General features: G+C 75.0%; 18 protein-coding genes. 12 read left to right on the top strand and 6 right to left on the bottom strand.

The genetic code is table 11. From position 1 onward, the window contains the following. The first annotated feature begins 67 nt into the window (after positions 1 to 67). The 9 genes from CHR28_RS16285 (at position 68) to CHR28_RS16245 (ending at position 9,838) form a co-directional block, all read left to right on the top strand. Entirely contained in the window at positions 68 to 1,087 is a 1,020-nt protein-coding gene (locus CHR28_RS16285) for an ABC transporter substrate-binding protein (protein ID WP_094054360.1), read from the top strand. Next, positions 1,084 to 2,163: a FecCD family ABC transporter permease gene (locus CHR28_RS16280; RefSeq protein WP_373453360.1), complete on the top strand. Its 1,080-nt coding sequence runs from the start codon at positions 1,084 to 1,086 to the stop codon at positions 2,161 to 2,163. The genes CHR28_RS16285 and CHR28_RS16280 overlap by 4 nt, the downstream gene beginning before the upstream one ends. Positions 2,164 to 2,306: 143 nt before the next feature. Continuing rightward, a complete protein-coding gene (locus CHR28_RS16275; RefSeq protein WP_094054359.1) occupies positions 2,307 to 3,140 on the top strand; it encodes an ABC transporter ATP-binding protein in 834 nt (277 codons plus the stop codon). 37 nt (positions 3,141 to 3,177) lie between these two features. Continuing rightward, positions 3,178 to 3,930 carry a hypothetical protein gene (locus CHR28_RS16270; RefSeq protein ID WP_094054358.1) on the top strand — a complete coding sequence of 251 codons (753 nt, stop codon included), beginning with the start codon at positions 3,178 to 3,180 and terminating at the stop codon, positions 3,928 to 3,930. Next, on the top strand, positions 3,930 to 4,472 hold the full coding sequence (locus CHR28_RS16265) for a SixA phosphatase family protein (RefSeq protein WP_094054357.1): 543 nt from the start codon (positions 3,930 to 3,932) through the stop codon (positions 4,470 to 4,472). The genes CHR28_RS16270 and CHR28_RS16265 overlap by 1 nt, the downstream gene beginning before the upstream one ends. Positions 4,473 to 4,597: 125 nt before the next feature. Next, positions 4,598 to 4,882, top strand: a complete 285-nt coding sequence (locus tag CHR28_RS16260) for a hypothetical protein (RefSeq protein WP_094054356.1) — start codon at positions 4,598 to 4,600, stop codon at positions 4,880 to 4,882. A gap of 64 nt (positions 4,883 to 4,946) precedes the next feature. Further along, on the top strand, positions 4,947 to 5,573 hold the full coding sequence (locus tag CHR28_RS16255; RefSeq protein ID WP_094054355.1) for a YigZ family protein: 627 nt from the start codon (positions 4,947 to 4,949) through the stop codon (positions 5,571 to 5,573). A gap of 108 nt (positions 5,574 to 5,681) precedes the next feature. After that, complete coding sequence (locus tag CHR28_RS16250) at positions 5,682 to 6,845, top strand: exonuclease SbcCD subunit D (RefSeq protein WP_094054354.1); 1,164 nt, start codon at positions 5,682 to 5,684, stop codon at positions 6,843 to 6,845. After that, entirely contained in the window at positions 6,842 to 9,838 is a 2,997-nt protein-coding gene (locus CHR28_RS16245; RefSeq protein WP_094054353.1) for an AAA family ATPase, read from the top strand. The genes CHR28_RS16250 and CHR28_RS16245 overlap by 4 nt, the downstream gene beginning before the upstream one ends. A 1-nt stretch (position 9,839) precedes the next feature. Here CHR28_RS16245 and CHR28_RS16240 read toward each other — a convergent pair whose 3' ends face one another. Beyond that, complete coding sequence (locus CHR28_RS16240) at positions 9,840 to 10,286, bottom strand: Lrp/AsnC family transcriptional regulator (protein ID WP_094054352.1); 447 nt, start codon at positions 10,284 to 10,286, stop codon at positions 9,840 to 9,842. Between the two features lie 94 nt (positions 10,287 to 10,380). Here CHR28_RS16240 and CHR28_RS16235 point away from each other — a divergent pair, with 94 nt between their 5' ends. Both CHR28_RS16235 and CHR28_RS16230 read left to right on the top strand, forming a co-directional pair. Beyond that, entirely contained in the window at positions 10,381 to 10,854 is a 474-nt protein-coding gene (locus tag CHR28_RS16235; protein ID WP_094054351.1) for a rhodanese-like domain-containing protein, read from the top strand. Between the two features lie 45 nt (positions 10,855 to 10,899). Next, complete coding sequence (locus CHR28_RS16230) at positions 10,900 to 11,418, top strand: immunity 21 family protein (RefSeq protein WP_094054350.1); 519 nt, start codon at positions 10,900 to 10,902, stop codon at positions 11,416 to 11,418. Between the two features lie 94 nt (positions 11,419 to 11,512). Here CHR28_RS16230 and CHR28_RS16225 read toward each other — a convergent pair whose 3' ends face one another. Next, positions 11,513 to 13,204 carry a DUF885 domain-containing protein gene (locus CHR28_RS16225; protein ID WP_094054349.1) on the bottom strand — a complete coding sequence of 564 codons (1,692 nt, stop codon included), beginning with the start codon at positions 13,202 to 13,204 and terminating at the stop codon, positions 11,513 to 11,515. 31 nt (positions 13,205 to 13,235) lie between these two features. Beyond that, positions 13,236 to 13,727 carry an Lrp/AsnC family transcriptional regulator gene (locus CHR28_RS16220; protein ID WP_094054348.1) on the bottom strand — a complete coding sequence of 164 codons (492 nt, stop codon included), beginning with the start codon at positions 13,725 to 13,727 and terminating at the stop codon, positions 13,236 to 13,238. A gap of 59 nt (positions 13,728 to 13,786) precedes the next feature. Between CHR28_RS16220 and CHR28_RS16215 the strand changes: the two genes are divergently transcribed. Next, a complete protein-coding gene (locus CHR28_RS16215; protein WP_094054347.1) occupies positions 13,787 to 15,004 on the top strand; it encodes a trans-sulfuration enzyme family protein in 1,218 nt (405 codons plus the stop codon). Between the two features lie 9 nt (positions 15,005 to 15,013). Here the strand turns inward: CHR28_RS16215 and CHR28_RS16210 are convergent, their stop codons facing one another. The 3 genes from CHR28_RS16210 to pdxR form a co-directional block, all read right to left on the bottom strand. Continuing rightward, positions 15,014 to 16,273, bottom strand: coding sequence for a GNAT family N-acetyltransferase (locus CHR28_RS16210; protein WP_094054346.1), 1,260 nt, complete (start codon positions 16,271 to 16,273; stop codon positions 15,014 to 15,016). A gap of 109 nt (positions 16,274 to 16,382) precedes the next feature. Then, complete coding sequence (locus CHR28_RS16205; protein ID WP_094054345.1) at positions 16,383 to 17,945, bottom strand: alkaline phosphatase D family protein; 1,563 nt, start codon at positions 17,943 to 17,945, stop codon at positions 16,383 to 16,385. A 127-nt stretch (positions 17,946 to 18,072) separates the two neighbouring features. Next, complete coding sequence (pdxR, locus tag CHR28_RS16200) at positions 18,073 to 19,512, bottom strand: MocR-like pyridoxine biosynthesis transcription factor PdxR (protein WP_094054344.1); 1,440 nt, start codon at positions 19,510 to 19,512, stop codon at positions 18,073 to 18,075. Positions 19,513 to 19,523 lie beyond the last annotated feature (11 nt).

Raw genomic sequence — 19,523 nt, 5'->3', positions numbered from 1 at the left:
GCGGCGGGGGAGCACCGTACGACCGGGCTCCGCGATCGGGCCCTCGACGACTGAGGACTGGTTCCCCGTGCCCCTCGCCCCGCCCGCCCGTGCCGCCGTGCTGCTCGCGGCCGGCTCCCTGCTCCTGACCGGCTGCGGCGACGCCGAGCCCGCCTCCGCGAAGGCCGCCGCCGTCTCCTTGCGCAATTGCGGCCAGGAGGTGCGGGTCGAGGCCCCGCCGCGGCACGCCGTCTCCCTCAACCAGGGCACCACCGAGATCCTGCTCTCGCTCGGTCTCGCCGACCGCCTCGCGGGCACCGCCACCTGGACCGATCCCGTGATGAAGGGGCTGGAGAAGGCCAACGCCCGCGTGCCGCGCATCGCCGACGACAACCCCTCCTTCGAGCGGGTCCTGGACGCGGACCCGGACTTCGTCGCCGCGTCCTTCGTCTCCACCCTCGGCCAGGGCGGGGTCGCCACCCGCGAGCAGTTCGCAAAGCTCGGCGTCCCCACCTACGTCTCACCGTCCGACTGCGCCGGCAAGGACAACTCGGGCGGCGGTGACGGCGCGCGCGCCAAGGCCCTCGGCATGGACACCATCTACGGCGAGGTGCGGGACCTCGCGGCCGTCTTCGGCGTGCCGGAGCGCGGCGACGAGCTCGTGGCCTCCCTCCGGCAGCGGATGGAGAAGGCCACCGCGGGCGTCGACGCCTCCGACGTGACCCTCCTGTACTGGTTCGCCAACTCCGAGTCGCCCTACATGGCGGGCTGTTGCGGGGCGCCCGGCATCATCACCCGTTCCCTGGGCGCGCGGAACGTCTTCGACGACACGCACGAGGAGTGGCCGCAGATCAACTGGGAGACGGTCGCCGACCGCGACCCCGACGTCCTCGTCATCGGCGATCTGACCCGCAAGTCGCAGACCGCCGAGTCGGCCGCGAGGAAGATCGCCTTCCTGGAGTCCAACCCGGCCACCAGGAACATGGACGCGGTCCGGCACAAGCGGTACGTACTGCTCAGCGGGCAGGCCATGAACCCGACCATCCGCACGGTCGAGGGCGTGGAACGCGTCGTCGCGGCACTGCGCCGCTTCGGGCTGGTGAAGTGACCGCCCCGGGCGCTCCGGACGCCCGGCCCCGCCGCGGGGTTCGGGACGCCGGGCCCCCGCCCCGCCGCGGGGCGGGGCTCGCCCTGGGCGCCGCCGGGGTGCTCGCGCTCGTCGTCTCCCTCGCCGTGGCCCTCACCATCGGCCCCGCCGACATCGGGGTCGGCGACGTGTGGTCGGTCGTGGCCGCCCATCTCGGCCTCGGCACCTCGGACCTGACACCGATCCGGGACGGCATCGTCTGGCAGCTGCGGCTGCCGCGCACCCTGCTCGCCGCCGTGTGCGGGGCCGGACTCGCCATGTGCGGGGCGGTGATGCAGTCGCTGCTGCGCAACCCGCTCGCCGATCCGTTCGTGCTCGGGGTCTCCTCGGGCGCCTCCACCGGCGCGGTCCTGGTCGTCGTGCTCGGCGTGGGCGGCGGCGCGCTCTCCGTCTCCTCGGGAGCCTTCCTCGGGGCGCTGGTCTCCTTCGCGCTGGTGCTGCTGCTCAGCCACACCCTGGGCGGCACCACCGACCGGGTGGTCCTCGCCGGGGTCGCCGCCATGCAGCTGTTCTCGGCGCTCACGTCCTTCGTGGTGCTGACCTCCGCCGACGCCGAGACCACCCGGGGCGTGCTGTTCTGGCTGCTCGGCTCGCTCGGTGGCGCCGGCTGGACCGACGTGTGGCTGTGCGGGGCCGTGCTGGCCGTGGCGCTGGTGGTGTGCCTCGCGTACGCCCGTACCCTCGACGCCTTCGCCTTCGGGCAGGAAGCGGCGGCCGCGCTCGGGGTGTCCGTGGCCCGCACCCGCCTGGTGCTGCTCTGCGTCACGGCCCTGCTCACGGCGGCGCTGGTCAGCTCGGCCGGGGCGATCGGCTTCGTCGGGCTGGTCCTGCCGCACGCGGCCCGGGCGCTGTGCGGGCCCGGGCACGTCCGGCTGCTGCCAGTCACGGCACTGGCCGGTGCCGTCTTCCTGGTGTGGGTCGACACGCTGGCCCGGACCGTGCTCGATCCGCGGGAGGTGCCGGTGGGTGTGGTGACGTCCCTGATCGGAGTACCGGCGTTCGTGGCCGTGCTGTACCGGACGCGGAGGACACGGTGAGCGGGACGGGGGCACCGGCGGGCGACGCCGACCAGGGGGCCAAGAGGGCCGAGGGGGCGAGGCAAGCCGGGCAGGCCGATTGCGCTGGGCAAGCGGGGCAAGCCGGGCGAGCCGGGCAGGCCGCTTGCGCCGAGCAGGTCGGGATGACCGGGCAGGGCGTCGGCCGTGCTGTCGGGGTGGTGGTCGGACCGGGTGAGCCCCGGGGCGAAGGGCTGCGGGCCGAGCGGGTCGGGCGCCGGGCCGACGGGCGGCTGATCCTCGACGACGTCGTCCTCGCGCCGGAGCCCGGCTCCACGCTCGGCGTCCTCGGCCCCAACGGCTCCGGCAAGTCCACGCTCCTGCGGCTGCTGGCCGGGCTGCTCCGGCCGACCGCGGGAGTCGTCACCCTCGACGGCACGCCCCTGGGAGACCTGCCCCGCCGCACGGTCGCCCGTCGCCTCGCCGTCGTCGAACAGCACGCGGACACCCAGGTCGAGCTGACCGTCGAGGACGTCGTACGGCTGGGGCGCATCCCCCACCGCAGGGCCTGGGCCTCGGCCTCGCCGCACGACGAACGGGCCGTGCGGACCGCCCTGGAGCGCACCGCCCTCGCCGACCGGGCCGGCCGGCGCTGGCACACCCTCTCGGGCGGCGAACGCCAGCGGGTCCAGATCGCCCGCGCGCTCGCCCAGGAACCGCGCGAACTCCTCCTGGACGAGCCCACCAACCACCTCGACATCCACCACCAGCTCGACCTGCTCGCCCTGGTCGCGCGGCTGCCGGTCACCACCGTCGTCGCGCTGCACGACCTCAACCTCGCGGCGATGTACTGCGACCGGGTCGTCGTGCTGTGCGCGGGACGGGTCGTCGCGGGCGGGACCCCGGCCGACGTCCTCACCGAGAAGCTGATCGCCGAGGTGTACGGGGTGCGGGCCGCCGTCCGCACGGACGGCCCCGAGGGGCGCCCCCACGTGCGGTTCCTGGGCACGCTGGACTGAGCGACGGCCGCCCCGGGGTGTCCGGAAAACGGCGCGCATGACTGCGCGCCCGCGCCCACCCGCCTACGCTCGCCTCGTGCTGCGCATCATCGACGCCCGTACCGGCGAGCCGGCCGACGCCGCCCCGGCCCGCCGGGGCCTGACGCGAGTCGAGGCGCACGCGCCCGGCTCCGACACGACACACCTGCGGGTGCTGCTCGTCGCGGACCTCCTCGTCCGGGCGCTGGAGATCGGCGGCACGCCCGTGTGGGCCCTGCTGACCGGCGGCCACCGCCAGGCCGAGCTGCTGGCCCGGGCCACGGCCCTCGGCATCCGCCCCTTCGAGGACAGCCACGACGTCGGCGCCGGACTCGGCGAGGCCCAGGCCATCCACGTCGCGGCCGAGGGCGCGACGGGACCGGACGGGGTGCGGATCGCCGTCGCGCCGGTGCTGCCCGGCCCGCCGGACCCCGCCGACCCCGCGGTCCTGCGGCTCGCCCTGCTCACCCGCCACCACAGCGCCGGCATCCGGCTGGACGAGGCCGCCCTGGCCGCAGCCGCCGCCACCCTCACCCGCTGGCGCGCCGCGGTCGCCCGGTGGGCCCGCAGCCCGTCGCGGCCCGTCCCCGACGAGGTGCGGGGACGGCTGCGCCACGCCTGGGAGGACGACCTCGACGTGCCCGCGGTGCTGGAGGTGCTGCGCCGGGTGGAGAGCGACCCGGAACTGCCGGACGGCGCCCGCTTCGAGACCTACGCCCACGCCGACCGCCTCCTCGGCCTCGACCTCACCCGCGACCTGGGGAGCTCTTGATGATCGACCGTGCCGGCGCCGGCCCGCTGCGCCGCCTGGTCGTGCTGCGGCACGCCAAGTCCGCCTGGCCCGTGGACGTCGCCGACCACGAACGCCCGCTGGCCCCCCGCGGCCGCCGCGACGCCCCCGCCGCCGGACGGGCCCTGGCCGAGGCCGACTGCCTGCCCGACCTCACCCTGTGCTCCACCGCCGTACGCGCCCGCCGCACCTGGGAACTGGCCGCCGCCGAGTGGGGCACGCCCCCGCCGGTCCGCCACGACCGGCGCCTGTACGCCGCCGGGCCCGCCGGTCTGCTGACCGTGGTGCGCGAGGTGCCCCCGGAGGTGGAGACGCTGCTGCTGATCGGCCACAACCCGGGCCTGGAGGAACTGATCCTCGCCCTGGCGCGCGACGGCCTCGACGACACCCTGGAACGGGTCCGCACCAAGTTCCCCACGGCGGCGATCGCCGTCCTGTCCTGGCGCGGCACGACCTGGCGGGACCTCGCCCCGGGCACGGCCCTGCTGACGTCCGTGACGGTGCCCCGGGGCGCGAAGAAGTAGCCGCCGTTCGGCGTACCGAAAAGGCGTATTTCCGGTGACGTGAGCCGGACGGCGGGCCGTCGCGTCCCCCCTCACGGGTACGCCGTCTGCGAGGAACGGCCCTGCGACCCAAGAGGAGACCTGCCATGCACGCGGTGGTGCGACGGTACGAAGGCGTGACCGACCCGGCCGAGGCGGGACGGCGGGTGAACGAGGAGTTCGTCCCGCTCATCCGTGACGTCGACGGCTTCGTGGCCTACTACTTCGTCGACGCCGGGGGCGGTGTGATGCTGTCGACGGGCGTCTTCCGGGACCGCGCCGGCGCCGAGGCGTCGACCGAGCGCGCGGCGGCGTTCGTCCGGGACCGCCTCGCCGAGCTGCTGCCCCAGCCGCCCCAGGTCACGGCCGGTGAGGTCGTGGCGCACTCCTAGCCCGCGGCGCCGGCGGCGGTACCGGCCGGGCCGTCGCCCCTGACCAGGGGCTTAGGCTGGCCCGATGCAGGACGAATACCGCACGGTCGCCCGCGCGGGCGTACACGAGACCGAGGTCAACCGCTCCCGCTTCCTGTGCGCCCTGGCACCTGCGGCCACCGAGCAGGAGGCCCAGGCGTTCATCGCCGCGGTCCGCAAGGAGCACGCCGACGCCACCCACAACTGCTGGGCCTACGTCATCGGCGCCGACGCCTCCGTCCAGAAGGCCTCCGACGACGGCGAACCCGGCGGCACCGCCGGCGTCCCCATGCTCCAGATGCTGCTGCGCCGCGACATGCGGTACGTCGTCGCCGTCGTCACCCGTTACTACGGCGGCATCAAGCTCGGCGCGGGCGGTCTCATCCGGGCCTACGGCGGGGCGGTCGGCGAGGCCCTGGACGCCGTCGGCACCCGCACCCGCCGCAGGTTCCGCCTCGCCACCGTCACCGTCGACCACCAGCGGGCCGGGAAGCTGGAGAACGACCTGCGCGCCGGCGGACGCGAGGTCCGGGACGTGCGCTACGCCGAGGCGGTCACCATCGAGATCGCCCTCCCGGACGCGGAGGTCGCGCCCTTCAAGGCCTGGCTCGCCGACGTGACATCCGGCACGGCCCGCTTCGAGCCGGGCGGCGAGGCCTACGGAGACGCCTGACGTTCCACCCCTAAGCGGTCATAACGGGCGCGCTCGTGGCGGGAGATGACGGTCGATACGGGAGTAACCGCCCGTGCTGTCAGGCCCGGCGGATAGTCTCGGGGGATCATGAGACTGCTGCACACTTCCGACTGGCACCTCGGCCGGGCGTTCCACCGGGTCAACCTGCTCGGGGCGCAGGCCGAGTTCATCGCCCACCTCGTCACGACCGTGCGGGAGCGGGCCGTGGACGCGGTGCTGGTGTCGGGAGACGTGTACGACCGGGCGGTGCCGCCGCTCGCCGCGGTCGAGCTGTTCGACGACGCCCTGCACCGCCTCGCGGACCTCGGTGTGCCGACCGTGATGATCTCCGGGAACCACGACTCGGCCCGCCGGCTGGGCGTCGGCGCGGGCCTGATCGGACGGGCCGGCATCCATCTGCGGACCGAGCCGTCGGCCGCCGGCACCCCCGTGGTGCTGTCCGACGCGCACGGGGACGTCGCCTTCTACGGACTGCCCTATCTCGAACCGGCCCTGGTGAAGGACGAGTTCGGGGTGGAGAAGGCTGGCCACGAGGCCGTGCTCGCCGCCGCAATGGACCGGGTCCGCGCCGACCTCGCCGGCCGCGCCCCCGGCACCCGCTCCGTCGTCCTCGCGCACGCCTTCGTCACCGGCGGCGAACCCAGCGACAGCGAACGGGACATCACCGTCGGCGGCGTCGCCGCGGTGCCCGCCGGCGTGTTCGACGGCGTCGACTACGTGGCGCTCGGGCATCTGCACGGCTGCCAGACCCTCACCGACCGCGTCCGCTACTCCGGCTCCCCGCTGCCCTACTCCTTCTCGGAGGCCGCGCACCGCAAGAGCATGTGGCTCGTCGACCTCGCCGCCGACGGCTCGGTCACCGCCGAGCGCGTCGACTGCCCGGTGCCGCGCCCCCTGGCCCGGATCCGGGGCGCCCTGGAGGACCTCCTCGCCGACCCCGCCCTGGCCCGGCACGAGGAGGCGTGGGTCGAGGCGACGCTCACCGACCCCGTCCGGCCGGCGGACCCGATGGCCCGGCTCGCCGAGCGCTTCCCGCACACGCTCAGCCTGGTCTTCGACCCCGACCGCTCCGGGGACGACCCGGAGGTGTCCTACGCACGCCGCCTCGCCGGCCGCAGCGACCAGCAGATCGCCGAGGACTTCGTCGCCCATGTGCGCGGCGCCGGGCCCGACGCGCACGAACAGGGCGTCCTGCGCGACGCCTTCGACGCGGTGCGCTCCGACGAGGCCGTGCGGGAGGTGGCCCGGTGAGGCTCCACCGGCTCGCGGTCACCGCCTTCGGGCCCTTCGGCGGCACCCAGACCGTCGACTTCGACGAGCTGTCGGCGGCCGGGCTGTTCCTGCTGCACGGACCGACCGGCGCGGGCAAGACGTCCGTCCTGGACGCCGTGTGCTACGCGCTCTACGGCTCGGTCCCCGGCGCCCGGCAGGGCGGCGGGCAGGGCACCACCCTGCGCAGCGACCACGCCGCCCCCGCCACCCGCACCGAGGTCACCCTCGAACTGACCGTCGCCGGACGCCGCCTGGAGATCACCCGCCAGCCGCCCTGGGAGCGCCCCAAGAAACGCGGCACGGGCACCACGGTGGACAAGGCCCAGACCTGGCTGCGCGAGTACGACGCCACGGCCGGGAGCTGGAAGGACCTCAGCCGCTCCCACCAGGAGATCGGCGAGGAGATCACCCAGCTGCTCGGCATGAGCCGGGAGCAGTTCTGCCAGGTCGTGCTCTTGCCCCAGGGGGACTTCGCCCGGTTCCTGCGCGCCGACGCCGAGGCCCGCGGCAAACTGCTGGGCCGCCTCTTCGACACCCGCCGCTTCGCCGACGTGGAGAAGCGCCTCGCCGAACGCCGCCGGGCCACCGAGACCCGGGTCCGCGACGGCGACGCCGCCCTGCTCGCCGACGCCCACCGCATGCAGCAGGCCGCGGGCGACGCCATGGAGCTGCCGGAGCTGGCCCCCGGCGAACCCGGGCTCGCCGAGGCCGTGCTGAGCGCGGCCGCCGTCGCCCGCAGCACCGCCCGCGAGCAGCTCACCGTCGCCGCGTGCCGGCTCGCCGCCGCCGAGTCCGCGCAGGCCGCCACCGGCCGTGCCCTGGACGACGCCCGCGAACTCGCCCGGCTGCAGCGGCGGTTCGCCGACGCGCGGGAGAAGGCGGCCCTGCTGGAACAGGGCGCCGAGGCCTACCGTCAGGCACAGGCACTCATGGAGCGGGCCCGCAAGGCCGAAGCCGTCGCCCCCGCCCTGGACCTGCGGGAGTCCGCCGAGGCCGAACACCGCCGGACGGCCGACGCCGAGGCACACGCGCGGGCCCTGCTGCCCGAGCGCTTCGCCGCCGAGGGCGCGGCCGGACTCGCCGCCGCCGCACGCCGGGCGGCCGAGGAACTGGGCGGACTGGACTCCGCCCGCCGCGCCGAACGCCGCCTGGCCGAACTCCACACCGAACGCACCGGCCTGGACCGCCAGGAGCGCGCCGACGCCGACCTTCTCCAGGAGGCCGAAGCCTGGCTCGACGGCTGGGACGAGACCCGCGCCGCCCTCCAGGACCGGGTCGACGCCGCGCAGCGGGCCGCCTCCCTCGCCGAACAGCTCGCCGTCCGGCGCGAACCGGCGCGGCAGCGCCTGAAGGCCGCCCGGCTGCGTGACCAGCTCGCCGAGGACACCGACCGCGCCGTCGAGCAGGTCCGCTCCGCGCAGGAGGCGGCGCTGCGCGCCCAGCAGCACTGGCTGGACCTCAAGGAACAGCGCCTGACCGGCATCGCCGCCGAACTGGCCGCGCAGCTCACCGACGGGGAGCCCTGTGCCGTCTGCGGCGCGACCGAGCACCCCGCCCCCGCCCGCAGGGTCGCCGGGCACGTCGACCGCGAGGCGGAGGAGCGGGCGCTCGCCGCCTACCGGCGCGCCGACGACGAGCGCGCCGAGCACGAACGGCGGCTGGGTGTCGTCCGCGAGGCGCTGGCCGCCGCCACCGCCGAGGCCGGTGACACCCCCACCGCGCAGCTCGCCCGGGAAGCCGAGGAGCTGGAGGAGCAGTACGCGCACGCCCGCGCGGGCGCCGCCGAACTGCACGCCGCGCAGGAGCGGCTGCGAGCGGCCGGGCAGGAACACGAGCGACGGGTCGCCGCCCGGCAGGAGGCCGCCGTCCGGGCCGCCGCCCGGGTCGGTCACCGCGAGCGCCTCGACCGCGAACGCGCCGCCCTCCAGGAGGAACTGGACCTCGCGCGGGGCGCCCTGGACAGCGTCGCCGCGCGGGCCGCGCAACTGCAGCGGCGTACCGCACTGCTCACGGACGCCGCCGACGCCGCCCGGGCCGCCGAGGACGCCGCCCAGCGGCTGAAGGACGCCGACGCCCGCCTCGCCGACGCCGCCTTCCGGGCCGGCTTCGAGACCCCGCAGGCGGCGGCCGACGCGCTGCTCGACCCCGCCGCCCACCGTGACCTGCAGCACCGGCTCGACGCGTGGCAGACCGAGGAGGCCGCCGTACGGGCCGTCCTCGCCGAGGCCGACACGGCCGCCGCGGCCCAGCAGCCGCCCGCCGACGTCGAGTCGGCGCAGCGGGCCGCCGACCTGGCCGCCCGCCGGGTGCGCGAGGCCGCCTCCGCCCACGACGCCGCGGGCCGGCGCTGCGCCGAACTCGACCGGCTCTCCGCCCGGGCGGCCGAGGCCGTGCGCCGGCTCGCCCCGCTGCGCGAGGAGCACGACCGGGTCGCCCGCATGGCCGGGCTCACGGCCGGCACCTCGGCGGACAACGAACGCCGGATGCGCCTGGAGTCGTACGTCCTGGCCGCGCGGCTGGAACAGGTCGCCGCCGCGGCGACCGTGCGGCTGCTGCGCATGTCCTCCGGCCGCTACACCCTCGTCCACTCCGACGACCGCACCGGACGCGGCCGCAGCGGGCTCGGACTGCACGTCGTCGACGCCTGGACCGGCCGCGAACGCGACACGGCGACGCTGTCGGGCGGCGAGACGTTCTTCGCCTCCCTCGCCCTCGCCCTCGGCCTCGCGGACGTCGTGACGGACGAGGCGCGCGGGGTGCGGCTGGACACCCTCTTCATCGACGAGGGCTTCGGCAGCCTCGACGACCAGACCCTCGACGAGGTCCTCGACGTCCTCGACGCGCTGCGCGAACGCGACCGCAGCGTGGGCATCGTCAGCCACGTGCCCGACCTGCGGCGGCGTATCCACGCGCAACTGGAGGTCGTCAAGGGCCGGTCCGGTTCGGTGCTGCGGCAGCGCGGCACCGGCTGAGTCAGCGGCCCAGGGGGCGCCGGGGGAGGGGCGAGGAGTACACCACGCTCGTCGTCACCGAGCCCAGCGCCCCGATCTTCCCGGACACCTCCTCCAGGTGGCGCATCGAGCGGGCCGTCACCTTGATGACGAAACAGTCGTCGCCCGTGACGTGGTGCGCCTCCAGGATCTCCGGCGTCGCGGCGACGAGGTCGTGGAAGGGCTTGTAGTTGCCGGTCGGATAGCGCAGGCGCACGAACGCCAGGATCGGCAGACCGAGCCGTTCCGGGTCGACCACCGCCGCGTAGCCCTGGATGACGCCGGCCTCCTCCAGCCGCCGCACCCGTTCGGTGACCGCGCTCGCGGACATGGAGACGGCTCGGGCCAGCTCGGCGAAACTGGCCCGGCCCTCACGCTGCAGGACGTCGAGGATGCGCCAGTCGGTGGCGTCCGGGGAATACGCGGTCATCACCGAGGAATAGCAGGGGAATCCCCGGCGGATCAAGCGGAACGCAGCGGATCATCACTTCTGGGAGCGCGTCGGCGGCCGTAGTTTCTTGGTCATGACCACCACCGTGAACCCCGTTCTGCGCGTCGCCCCCGCCGCCCCGGCCGAGGCCGCCGCCCACTTCCGCGCCTCTCTCGCCTTCCACACCGACGTCTCCGACGTCGCCGCCGCGCTCGCGTCCGGCGACGACCCCGGCTTCGTCCTCGTCGACTCCCGCTCCACCGAGGCCTGGGACCAGGGCCACGTCCCCGGCGCCCTGCACCTGCCCACCGCCTCGGTGGCCGAGGAGGCCGGCCGGCTCCTCGACCCTGCCGTCGCGGTCGTGACGTACTGCTGGGGCCCGGGCTGCAACGGCGCCGCGCGGGCGGCCCTCGCCCTCGCCGAACTCGGCTACCGGGTCAAGGAGATGCTCGGCGGGTTCGAGTACTGGGTGCGTGAGGGCCTCGCGTTCGAGACCTGGCAGGGACCCGGGCGCCGCGAGCCGGACCCGCTGACGGCGCCCGTGGCGGCCGGGGACTGCGGCTGCTGAACCCCCTTGTTTTTGCCGCGAGTTGACCCTGTAGGTTCTTGCGTCATGGTGCGATACGCGGAACCGGGCGTCGTGGAGTGGGTGGAGTCGGGCGGCGGGCCGCTGATAGCGGTGCCCGAGACGGTCCTGCCGTTCTGGGCGGGCGCCGACGGCGAGGAGACGGCGTCGGACTACGACCGGGCCTGCGAGGTGGACGGACAGGCCGGGCTGCTCCCGGTCGGCGACGGCACCGCCCTCGTCCTGGGCGACGAACCGGCCGCGACGGCGTACCTGCCCGGGCACGGTCTGTTCGTCCGCTGGTGCGCGGCCGACTCCGAGGAGGACGTGCTGGCGAGCGTCCCCTCGGCCGCCGCCACGGCTGCGTGGGGACCGGAGCTGACCTGGCAGGTCCCCGGCCCCGTCCGGCTCTTCGACGCGGCCTGGCCCGGGACCGGCCTCACCGGCGCCGACCAGGTCCGGGTCGCCCTGGAACCGGGCACCTACGCGGTCGGCGCGGCACGGGTCCAGCCCGGCCCGGAGACCTGGCTGGACCTCGTCCGGCTGCGCCTCGTGGCGCCGCGCTGAGGACGCGTCCCCGGGGCGCGGGGGAACTGCGCGGCCGGCCACGACGGACCGGCACCCGCCCGGTGACGCGGCCCCGGGAGCACCGGCGGGACCGCTACAGCTGCGACAGCTCGTCCACCAGGTCGTCCAGCCCCAGTGAGCCCTGGGACAGCGCCGCCATGTGCCACGCCTTCGGGTCGAAGGCGTCGCCGTGGCGCTCGCGGGCCTTCTCGCGGCCCAGCAGCCAGGCCCGCTCGCCGAGCTTGTAGCCGATGGCCTGGCCCGGCATCGACAGGTAGCGCGTCAGCTCGCTCTCGACGAAGTCCGCCGGCCGGCTGCTGTGCGCGCCGAAGAACTCCTGCGCCAGCTCGGGCGTCCAGGGCTCCCCGGGGTGGAAGGGCGAGTCGTCCGGGATCGTCAGCTCCAGGTGCATGCCGATGTCGATGATCACGCGTACGGCCCGCATCATCTGGGCGTCCAGATAGCCCAGCCGGCGCTCGGCGTCGGTCAGGAAGCCCAGCTCGTCCATGAGCCGCTCCGCGTACAGGGCCCAGCCCTCGGCGTTGGCGCTCACCATGCCGACGCTCGCCTGGTAGCGGGACAGGTCCTGCGCCACGTGCTTCCACTGCGCCAGCTGCAGGTGATGGCCGGGCACGCCCTCGTGGTACCAGGTCGACACCAGGTCGTAGACCGGGAAGCGGTCCTTGCCCATGGTCGGCAGCCAGGTGCAGCCCGGCCGGGAGAAGTCGTCCGACGGCGGCGTGTAGTAGGGGGCCGCGGCGCTCCCCGGAGGCGCGATGCGCGACTCCACCCGGCGCACCCGCTCGGCCAGGTCGAAGTGCGTGCCGTCCAGCGCGTCCATCGCCTCGTCCATCAGGCCCTGCAGCCAGTCGCGCACCTCGTCGACGCCCTCGATGTGCGTCCCGTGCTCGTCGAGGTGGGCCAGGGCCACCCACGGCGTGGCCGCGCCCGGCAGGATCTTCTCCGCCTCGGCCTTCATCTCGCCGAGAAGGCGGTGGTACTCGGACCAGCCGTAGGCGTACGCCTCGTCCAGGTCGAGGTCCGTGCCGTTGAAGTACCGCACCCAGCGCGCGTACCGCTCCCGGCCGACCACGTCCGGCGCGCCCTCGATCGCCGGCGCGTACACGTCCCGCATCCAGTCCCGCAGCTCCACCACGGCCCCGGTGGCCGCGCGGGCCGCCGAGTCCAGCTCCGTCCGCAGCGACTCGGGTCCGGCCGCCGCGTACTGCTCGAACCAGCCGTGGCCCTGCCCGTCCGCGTCCGCCCACTCGCCGAGCTGCTCCACGAACGTGGCCGTGGCACGGGGCCCCGCGTACAGCTTGCGCTCCAGACCGAGCGCCAGGGACTCCCGGTAGCCCTCCAGGGCGGCCGGGACCCCGCGCAGCCGCTCGGCGATCGCCGTCCAGTCCTGCTCCGTCTGCGCCGGCGTCACGGTGAACACCTGGCGCACCGCGTGGGCGATGGAGCTGAGGTTGCTGACCGAGCGCAGGCTCTCGTCGGCCTCGTGCACGGCCAGTTCGGCGGTGAGCCGCTCACGCAGCAGCCGGGCGCAGCGGCGCTCGATGTCGCTGTCGGCGCCGGGCAGCCGCTCGGCCTCGTCCAGCCGGGCCAGCGTCCGGCGGGCCAGCTCCGCGAGCGCCTCCTGGCCCGCGGGGGAGGTGTCGGGCAGCCTGCTGGAACTCTCCGGCGCGCCGAGGAACGTGCCGGTGATGGGGTCGAGGGCGATCAGCTCGTCGACATACGCGTCGGCGACCTGACGGGGCAGCGGGCTCTTGATCTCAGACATGCGGCCATCCTCGTACGGCGCACCGCGCACGTCACGCGGATTGAGCCGTGGGCGAAGGCGGCAGCAGCGGCCCGCACTCCCACTGCTGGAAGATCAGCCGGGTCTCCACCCGCGCCACCTCCCGCCGCGCCGTGAACTCGTCCAGCACGAGCCGCTGCAGATCGGCCATGTCGGCGACCGCGACATGGACCAGGTAGTCGTCCGGGCCGGTCAGATGGAAGACGGTCCGCGACTCCGGCAGCAACCGGATCCGCTCCACGAACGGCCCGACCAGCTCCCGCCGGTGCGGTCTGACCTGCACCGACAGCAGGGCCTCCAGGCCACGCCCCAGCTTGGCCGGATCCAGCTCCAGCCGGTGCCCCAGGATCACCCCCGAGCGGCGCAGCCGGGCCACCCGGTCCAGGCACGTCGACGGCGCCACCCCGACCTGCGCGGCGAGGTCCCGGTACGTCGCCCGGGCGTCGTTCTGCAGCAGCCGCAGCAGATGGAGGTCCACCGGGTCCAGTACGACAGATTCGGCCATCGGCCGAACGTAGCACGGGGTCCGGCCCGGAGAACCCGTCCGGTGTTCACCCTGCCGTCATGGACACAGCGAGCATGGACGCGCACGACGACGTACGCACCGCACCCCGAGCACTCGCCACCGAGGCCGTGCACGCCGGGCGGGACGACCTGGCCCGGCAGGGCCTGCACGCCCCGCCGATCGACCTGTCCACCACCTACCCCTCGTACGACAGCCGCGGCGAGGCCGCCCGCATCGACGCCTTCGCCGCCACCGGTGCCGAGCCGGACGGCCCGCCGGTGTACGGACGGCTGGGCAACCCGACCGTCGCCCGCTTCGAGACCGCGCTGGCCCGCCTGGAGGGCACCGAGGCGGCGGTCGCCTTCGCCAGCGGCATGGCCGCGCTGAGCGCCGTCCTCCTCGTGCGCGGCTCGATGGGCCTGCGCCACGTCGTCGCCGTACGACCCCTGTACGGCTGCAGCGACCATCTGCTGACCGCGGGGCTGCTGGGCTCCGAGGTCACCTGGACCGACCCGGCCGGTGTCGCCGACGCGCTGCGCCCGGACACCGGTCTGGTCCTGGTCGAGTCCCCGGCCAACCCGACCCTGGCCGAGGTCGACCTGCGGGCCGTGGCGCACGCCTGCGGCTCGGTGCCGCTGCTGGTGGACAACACCTTCGCCACGCCGGTGCTCCAGCGCCCGGCGGAGCAGGGGGCGCGTCTTGTGCTGCACAGCGCCACCAAGTACCTCGGCGGGCACGGGGACGTGCTGGCCGGCGTGGTCGCGTGTGACGAGGAGTTCGCGGGCCGGCTGCGGCAGGTGCGGTTCGCGACGGGCGGGGTGCTGCACCCGCTGGCCGGCTATCTGCTGCTGCGGGGCCTGTCCACCCTGCCCGTCCGGGTGCGGGCCGCCTCCGCCACGGCGGCCGAACTCGCCCGCCGTCTCACCGCCGACCCGCGCGTGGCCCGCGTGCACTACCCCCGCATCGGCGGCGCCATGGTCGCCTTCGAGGTCCACGGCGACCCGCACGAGGTCATCGCCGGGGTCCGCCTGATCACCCCGGCGGTGAGCCTCGGCAGTGTCGACACCCTCATCCAGCACCCGGCGTCCATCAGCCACCGCATCGTGGACGCGGAGGACCGCAGGGGAGCCGGTGTCGGCGACCGTCTGCTGCGCATGTCCGTGGGCCTGGAGGACGTGGACGACCTCTGGTCGGATCTCGACCAGGCCCTGAAGCGCTGCGAAACGGGCGCGGGGAACGGCGCGACCGGCCACCGCGCACCCGCGCCCGCCCACTGAGGCACGCCCCTACGATGCGGAGGCGCTCCCCAGCTCCTCCGCACCGGTCGTCACCACGGCTTCGTCCAGCCGCGCCGTGATGACCAGCGTCCCCTCCTCGACCTGGTAGTCGAGCGGCAACCCGAGCCCCCGCATCGCGGCGACCATCCCCGTGTTGGACGCCTGCGTCACGGCGTACACACTCGCGCACCCGGCTTCGCGGGCCAGCGCGACCAGCCGTCCCAGCAGCTCCGCGCCCACACCCCGCCGCTGCCACGCGTCCTCGACGAGCAGCGCGACCTCCGTCTCGTCCCCGTCCCACAGGAGGTGACCGAGCCCGACGATCCGCCCGGAGGCCGTCTGCACGGCCAGGGTGCGGCCGAACCGCGGGCTCAGCAGGTGGTTGAGGTACCGGTCCGCGTCACCGACCGGGCCGTGGTAGCGCAGCCGCAGCGTGTGCGCCGAGCACCGGTCGTGCATGGCCCTGGCCGCTTCGAGATCACGCGGGTCGGCCCGCCGTACGGTGATGTCGCTGCCCTCGGCGAGGGTCAGCACGTCCCGGCCGCGCGGGACGCGCGGGCCGAGCCGGGCGTCCAGCTCGACCAGGGCCCGGGCCCGGGCGAACTCGGTCGGCGTGAACGGCAGATAGGGCCGCTCGACGGTGATCACTCCGCCCTCCGGGGCGCGCAGCCGCATCACCGTGTCGTCGAGGGCGCCCTCCACGGGAAGCCCTCCCGGCCCGCGCACGCCGCCGGCCGGCGCGGGCCGCGAGCGGATGGTGCAGCGGCCCAGCAACTGGCGCAGCGCCAGCGGCAGTTCGGCCGCGTCCAGGGCGGTGCGGGCGGCGAGGGAGAGGACCCGGGTCGGCGCGTCCACCAGGTCGTGCGCGTCGGCCCGCTCGATCCAGGTGTCGCTGCCGCCGGCCGACGAGACCGCCGTGATGATCGCGGAGGCCGGCAGTTCGCCCGGGGCCCGCAGCAGGAACTCGTCCACCGTGCCCGCGGCCAGCGGATGCGTCTGGAGACTGAGGATGTCGACCCGGTGTCCGGCCAGGGCCGCGCACAGGGCGGCCAGCGATCCCGGTTCGTCCTTCACCGTGGTCCGCATCCGCCACAGCGTGTTCGCCCCCGGCACCGGCTCCGGTGCCGGGGACTCGGTATCACTCGTCGGCGGCGCGTGTTCGTGGCGTCGTGATCGCCGCGCCCGGAACGCCTCCGCGAACCGCTGCCACGGGGTGGTGGGGCGGCAGTCGTCGTTCCGGTGCGGCACTTGGGTCACTTCTCGCGTCATGCACCCACTGTGACGGAACGGTGTTGCGTGATCGAGAACGCATTGTGACCAGGGGGTAAAGGGGGCAGTTTCCCCCCATTGTCGACGCTTCAAACGTTGCGCTGTGTGCCTACTGGCCGACCCGGCCGGGCTGGAGGACCTTGGTGTACAACACGGTGCCGTCCTGCTCGCGCAGACGCACCGTCAGCTCGCCGCTGCCGCCGTCGATGTCGACCTCGCCGAAGAACTGGTAGCCGCCCGCGGGCGAGACGTTGGCGGTGGCCGGGGCCTTCACGAACACGCGCTCGGGGCCGAAGGTGGCGTCCAGCGCGCTGGCCGGGAAGGCACCGGCGTTGAGCGGGCCCGAGACGAACTCCCAGAACGGTTCGAAGTCGGTGAAGGCGGCCTTCGACGGCTGGTAGTGCTGCGCCGAGGTGTGGTGCACGTCGGCGGTCAGCCACACCGTGCCGGTGATCCGCCGGTGCTTGATGTGCCGCAGCACCTCGGCGATCTGCAGTTCACGGCCGAGCGGCTTGCCGGGGTCGCCCTGCGCCACGGCCTCGATGTCCGTGCCGTCCGGCACGATCAGGCCGAGCGGCATGTCGGAGGCGATCACCTTCCACACCGCCCGCGAGCGGGACAGCTCGCGCTTGAGCCAGTCCAGTTGCTCGCGCCCCAGGATGCCCTGCGCGTCGACCGGCTGGGTGCCGGGGGAGTTGGCGTTGCGGTGGGTGCGCATGTCCAGGACGAAGACGTCCAGCAGCGGGCCGTGGTGCTGCACCCGGTAGACCCGGCCGTCGGGGCGGCGCAGCGTGGAGATCGGGAAGTACTCCGAGAACGCCTGACGGGCCCGGGCGGCCAGGACGTCGACGCGCTTCTCGGTGTAACGGGCGTCGGTGAGGATCTCGCCCGGGTACCAGTTGTTGGTGACCTCGTGGTCGTCCCACTGGATGATGGACGGCACCCGGGCGTTGAAGGCGCGCAGGTTCTCGTCCAGCAGGTTGTAGCGGAAGTTGCCGCGGAACTCCGCGAGCGTCTCGGCGACCTTGGACTTCTCCTCGGTGGTGATGTTCCGCCAGGTGCGGCCGTCGGGCAGGGCCACGCTCGCGCCGATCGGGCCGTCGGCGTAGATGTTGTCGCCGCTGCACAGGAAGAAGTCGGGGTCCAGGGCGGCCATCGCGTTGTAGATGGTGTAGCCGCCGAACTCCGGGTTGATGCCCCAGCCCTGGCCGGCCAGATCGCCGGACCAGACGAAGCGCACGCCGTCGCGGCGCTTCACGGAGGCCGTGCGGAAGGTGCCGGTGACCGGCTCGCCCGTGCGGCGCGGGTCGTCCGGGTCGGCGAGCAGCACGCGGTAGTGGATCTGCTCGCCGGGCGGCAGTCCGCGCAGCCGGGTCGTGCCGGTGAAGTCCGTGCCGGAACCCAGCAGCGGGCCGTGCCATCTGCGCGGGTTGCGGAACGACTCGGTGGCCGACGTCTCGACGATCATCCGGGCCGGCCGGTCGGAGCGCACCCACACCAGCCCGGAGTCGCGGGTCACGTCTCCCGTCTGGACGCCCCACGCCGCGCCGGGACGGCCCGAGCGCGCGAAGGCGGGCGCCGCGCCGAGCGCGGTGGGCAGGGACAGGGCCGCCGACGCGGCCAGGGAACCGCGCAGGACGCTACGGCGCCCGGGGAACGGACGGTGGGACATGGATACGCCTCCAGGGACGGGATCCGGCTAGTGTGCGGAACCACACCTACTGGCACGCCGCAGCGCACACACGAACCCCAAGTGAACAACCGGCCGCGGGGTGAGGGAACCCGGCGGGGCGTCCGCGTCAGCCGGTGGCGGCCTGCGCCATCAGCCGGACGCCCTCGGCGATCCGGGCGGGCGGCACGTGCGCGTAGCCCAGGACCAGCCGTATCTCCTTCGCCCCGGCGTCCTCCCCGCGGGCGTGGGCGTAGGCCGACAGCGGGCGCACCGCCACTCCGGCCGCCGCCACGCGCGCGAGGAACCGCTCCTCGGGGCCGTACCGCTGCGGCAGCGTGGCGATGACGTGCAGTCCCGCCGCGATCCCGGACACCCGGGAGCCGGGGAAGTGCGTGTCCAGGGCCGCTGCCAGCGCGTCCCGCCGCTCGCGGTAGGCGCGCTGGCAGCGGCGCAACTGGCGGTCGTAGTCGCCGCGTTCCAGGAAACGGGCGAACAGGGCCTGGTCCAGAGCCGGGTGGCCGAGATCCATGGTGCGTTTGCGTTCGACGACGTCGTCCGTCCACGACCGGGGCACCAGCAGCCAGCCCAGCCGCAGGCCCGGGGCGAGCGACTTGCTGACCGAGCCCGTGTAGGCCACGCGGTCCGGGTCGAGTCCCTGGAGGGCGCCGACGGGGGCGCGGTCGTAGCGGAAGTCGCCGTCGTAGTCGTCCTCCAGGACGATGCCGTCCACGGACCGCGCCCAGTCCAGCAGCGCGGCACGGCGGCGGGCCGAGTAGGCGATGCCGGTGGGGAACTGGTGGGCCGGCGTCGTCACCACGGCCCGGACGCCCGACGCCCGCAGCGGCTCCAGGGCGAGTCCCTCCTCGTCCACGGGCACGGGCACGGCCTCGACCCCGGCGGCCGCGTACAGCGTGTCGTGCTGGGGGCTGCCGGGATCCTCGACGCCGACCGAGCGCAGCCCGCGCGCGTGCAGCGCGAAACCGAGCAGGGTTGTCGCCTGGGCGACCCCGGAGACCACCACGATCCGCTCCGGGTCGGCCACCACGCCCCGCCGCCGGGCCAGCAGTTCGGCCAGCGCGGTGCGCAGCCGGGGCAGCCCGCGCGGATCCGGATAGCCCAGCTCCTGGTGCGGCAGCTCCGCCAGCACACCGCGCTGCGCGGCCGCCCACGCGGTGCGCGGGAAGAGCGCCAGGTCCGGCGTCCCGGGCACGAAGTCCGCGCGGGCGCCGGGCGCGCGCGGGGCGAGGTCGTGCGCGCGCGGCGGCGCGGCCCGCACGGCCGCGCCCACCCAGGTCCCGGAGCCCCGGCCGCTGCGCAGATAACCCTCCGCCGTCAGCTGCTCGTACGCCTCCGTGACGAGCCCTCGGGACACTCCCAGGTCGGCCGCGAGGTCCCGGCTCGACGGCAGCCGGGCGCCCGGTGCCAGCCGGCCCGAGCGGACCGCCTCGCGCAGCGCCGCCTGGAGGGACCGGCCACGCGTGCGGGCCGGTGCCGCCACGGCGGGGAGCAGCAGCTCCCAGGCGGCGGACGCGGCACCTGCGCCCGGTTCGCTCTGCGTCGGCCTCATGAGGAGAGACC

The sequence above is a fragment of the Streptomyces sp. XY006 genome, from assembly GCF_002237655.1.
GTDB lineage: Bacteria > Actinomycetota > Actinomycetes > Streptomycetales > Streptomycetaceae > Streptomyces > Streptomyces levis.
Note: the sequence above shows the minus strand (reverse complement) of the source record. Positions and strands in the feature narration are given on the sequence as shown.

Coding starts and splice junctions, on each gene's coding strand:
- CHR28_RS16240 (WP_094054352.1), bottom strand. CDS start 10,286: ATGACCGCGTATTCCCCGGACGCCACCGACTGGCGCATCCTCGACGTC.
- CHR28_RS16215 (WP_094054347.1), top strand. CDS start 13,787: ATGGACACAGCGAGCATGGACGCGCACGACGACGTACGCACCGCACCC.
- CHR28_RS16270 (WP_094054358.1), top strand. CDS start 3,178: ATGACTGCGCGCCCGCGCCCACCCGCCTACGCTCGCCTCGTGCTGCGC.
- CHR28_RS16275 (WP_094054359.1), top strand. CDS start 2,307: ATGACCGGGCAGGGCGTCGGCCGTGCTGTCGGGGTGGTGGTCGGACCG.
- CHR28_RS16255 (WP_094054355.1), top strand. CDS start 4,947: ATGCAGGACGAATACCGCACGGTCGCCCGCGCGGGCGTACACGAGACC.
- CHR28_RS16220 (WP_094054348.1), bottom strand. CDS start 13,727: ATGGCCGAATCTGTCGTACTGGACCCGGTGGACCTCCATCTGCTGCGG.
- pdxR (WP_094054344.1), bottom strand. CDS start 19,512: ATGAGGCCGACGCAGAGCGAACCGGGCGCAGGTGCCGCGTCCGCCGCC.
- CHR28_RS16250 (WP_094054354.1), top strand. CDS start 5,682: ATGAGACTGCTGCACACTTCCGACTGGCACCTCGGCCGGGCGTTCCAC.
- CHR28_RS16205 (WP_094054345.1), bottom strand. CDS start 17,945: ATGTCCCACCGTCCGTTCCCCGGGCGCCGTAGCGTCCTGCGCGGTTCC.
- CHR28_RS16230 (WP_094054350.1), top strand. CDS start 10,900: ATGGTGCGATACGCGGAACCGGGCGTCGTGGAGTGGGTGGAGTCGGGC.
- CHR28_RS16235 (WP_094054351.1), top strand. CDS start 10,381: ATGACCACCACCGTGAACCCCGTTCTGCGCGTCGCCCCCGCCGCCCCG.
- CHR28_RS16260 (WP_094054356.1), top strand. CDS start 4,598: ATGCACGCGGTGGTGCGACGGTACGAAGGCGTGACCGACCCGGCCGAG.
- CHR28_RS16225 (WP_094054349.1), bottom strand. CDS start 13,204: ATGTCTGAGATCAAGAGCCCGCTGCCCCGTCAGGTCGCCGACGCGTAT.
- CHR28_RS16210 (WP_094054346.1), bottom strand. CDS start 16,273: ATGACGCGAGAAGTGACCCAAGTGCCGCACCGGAACGACGACTGCCGC.
- CHR28_RS16265 (WP_094054357.1), top strand. CDS start 3,930: ATGATCGACCGTGCCGGCGCCGGCCCGCTGCGCCGCCTGGTCGTGCTG.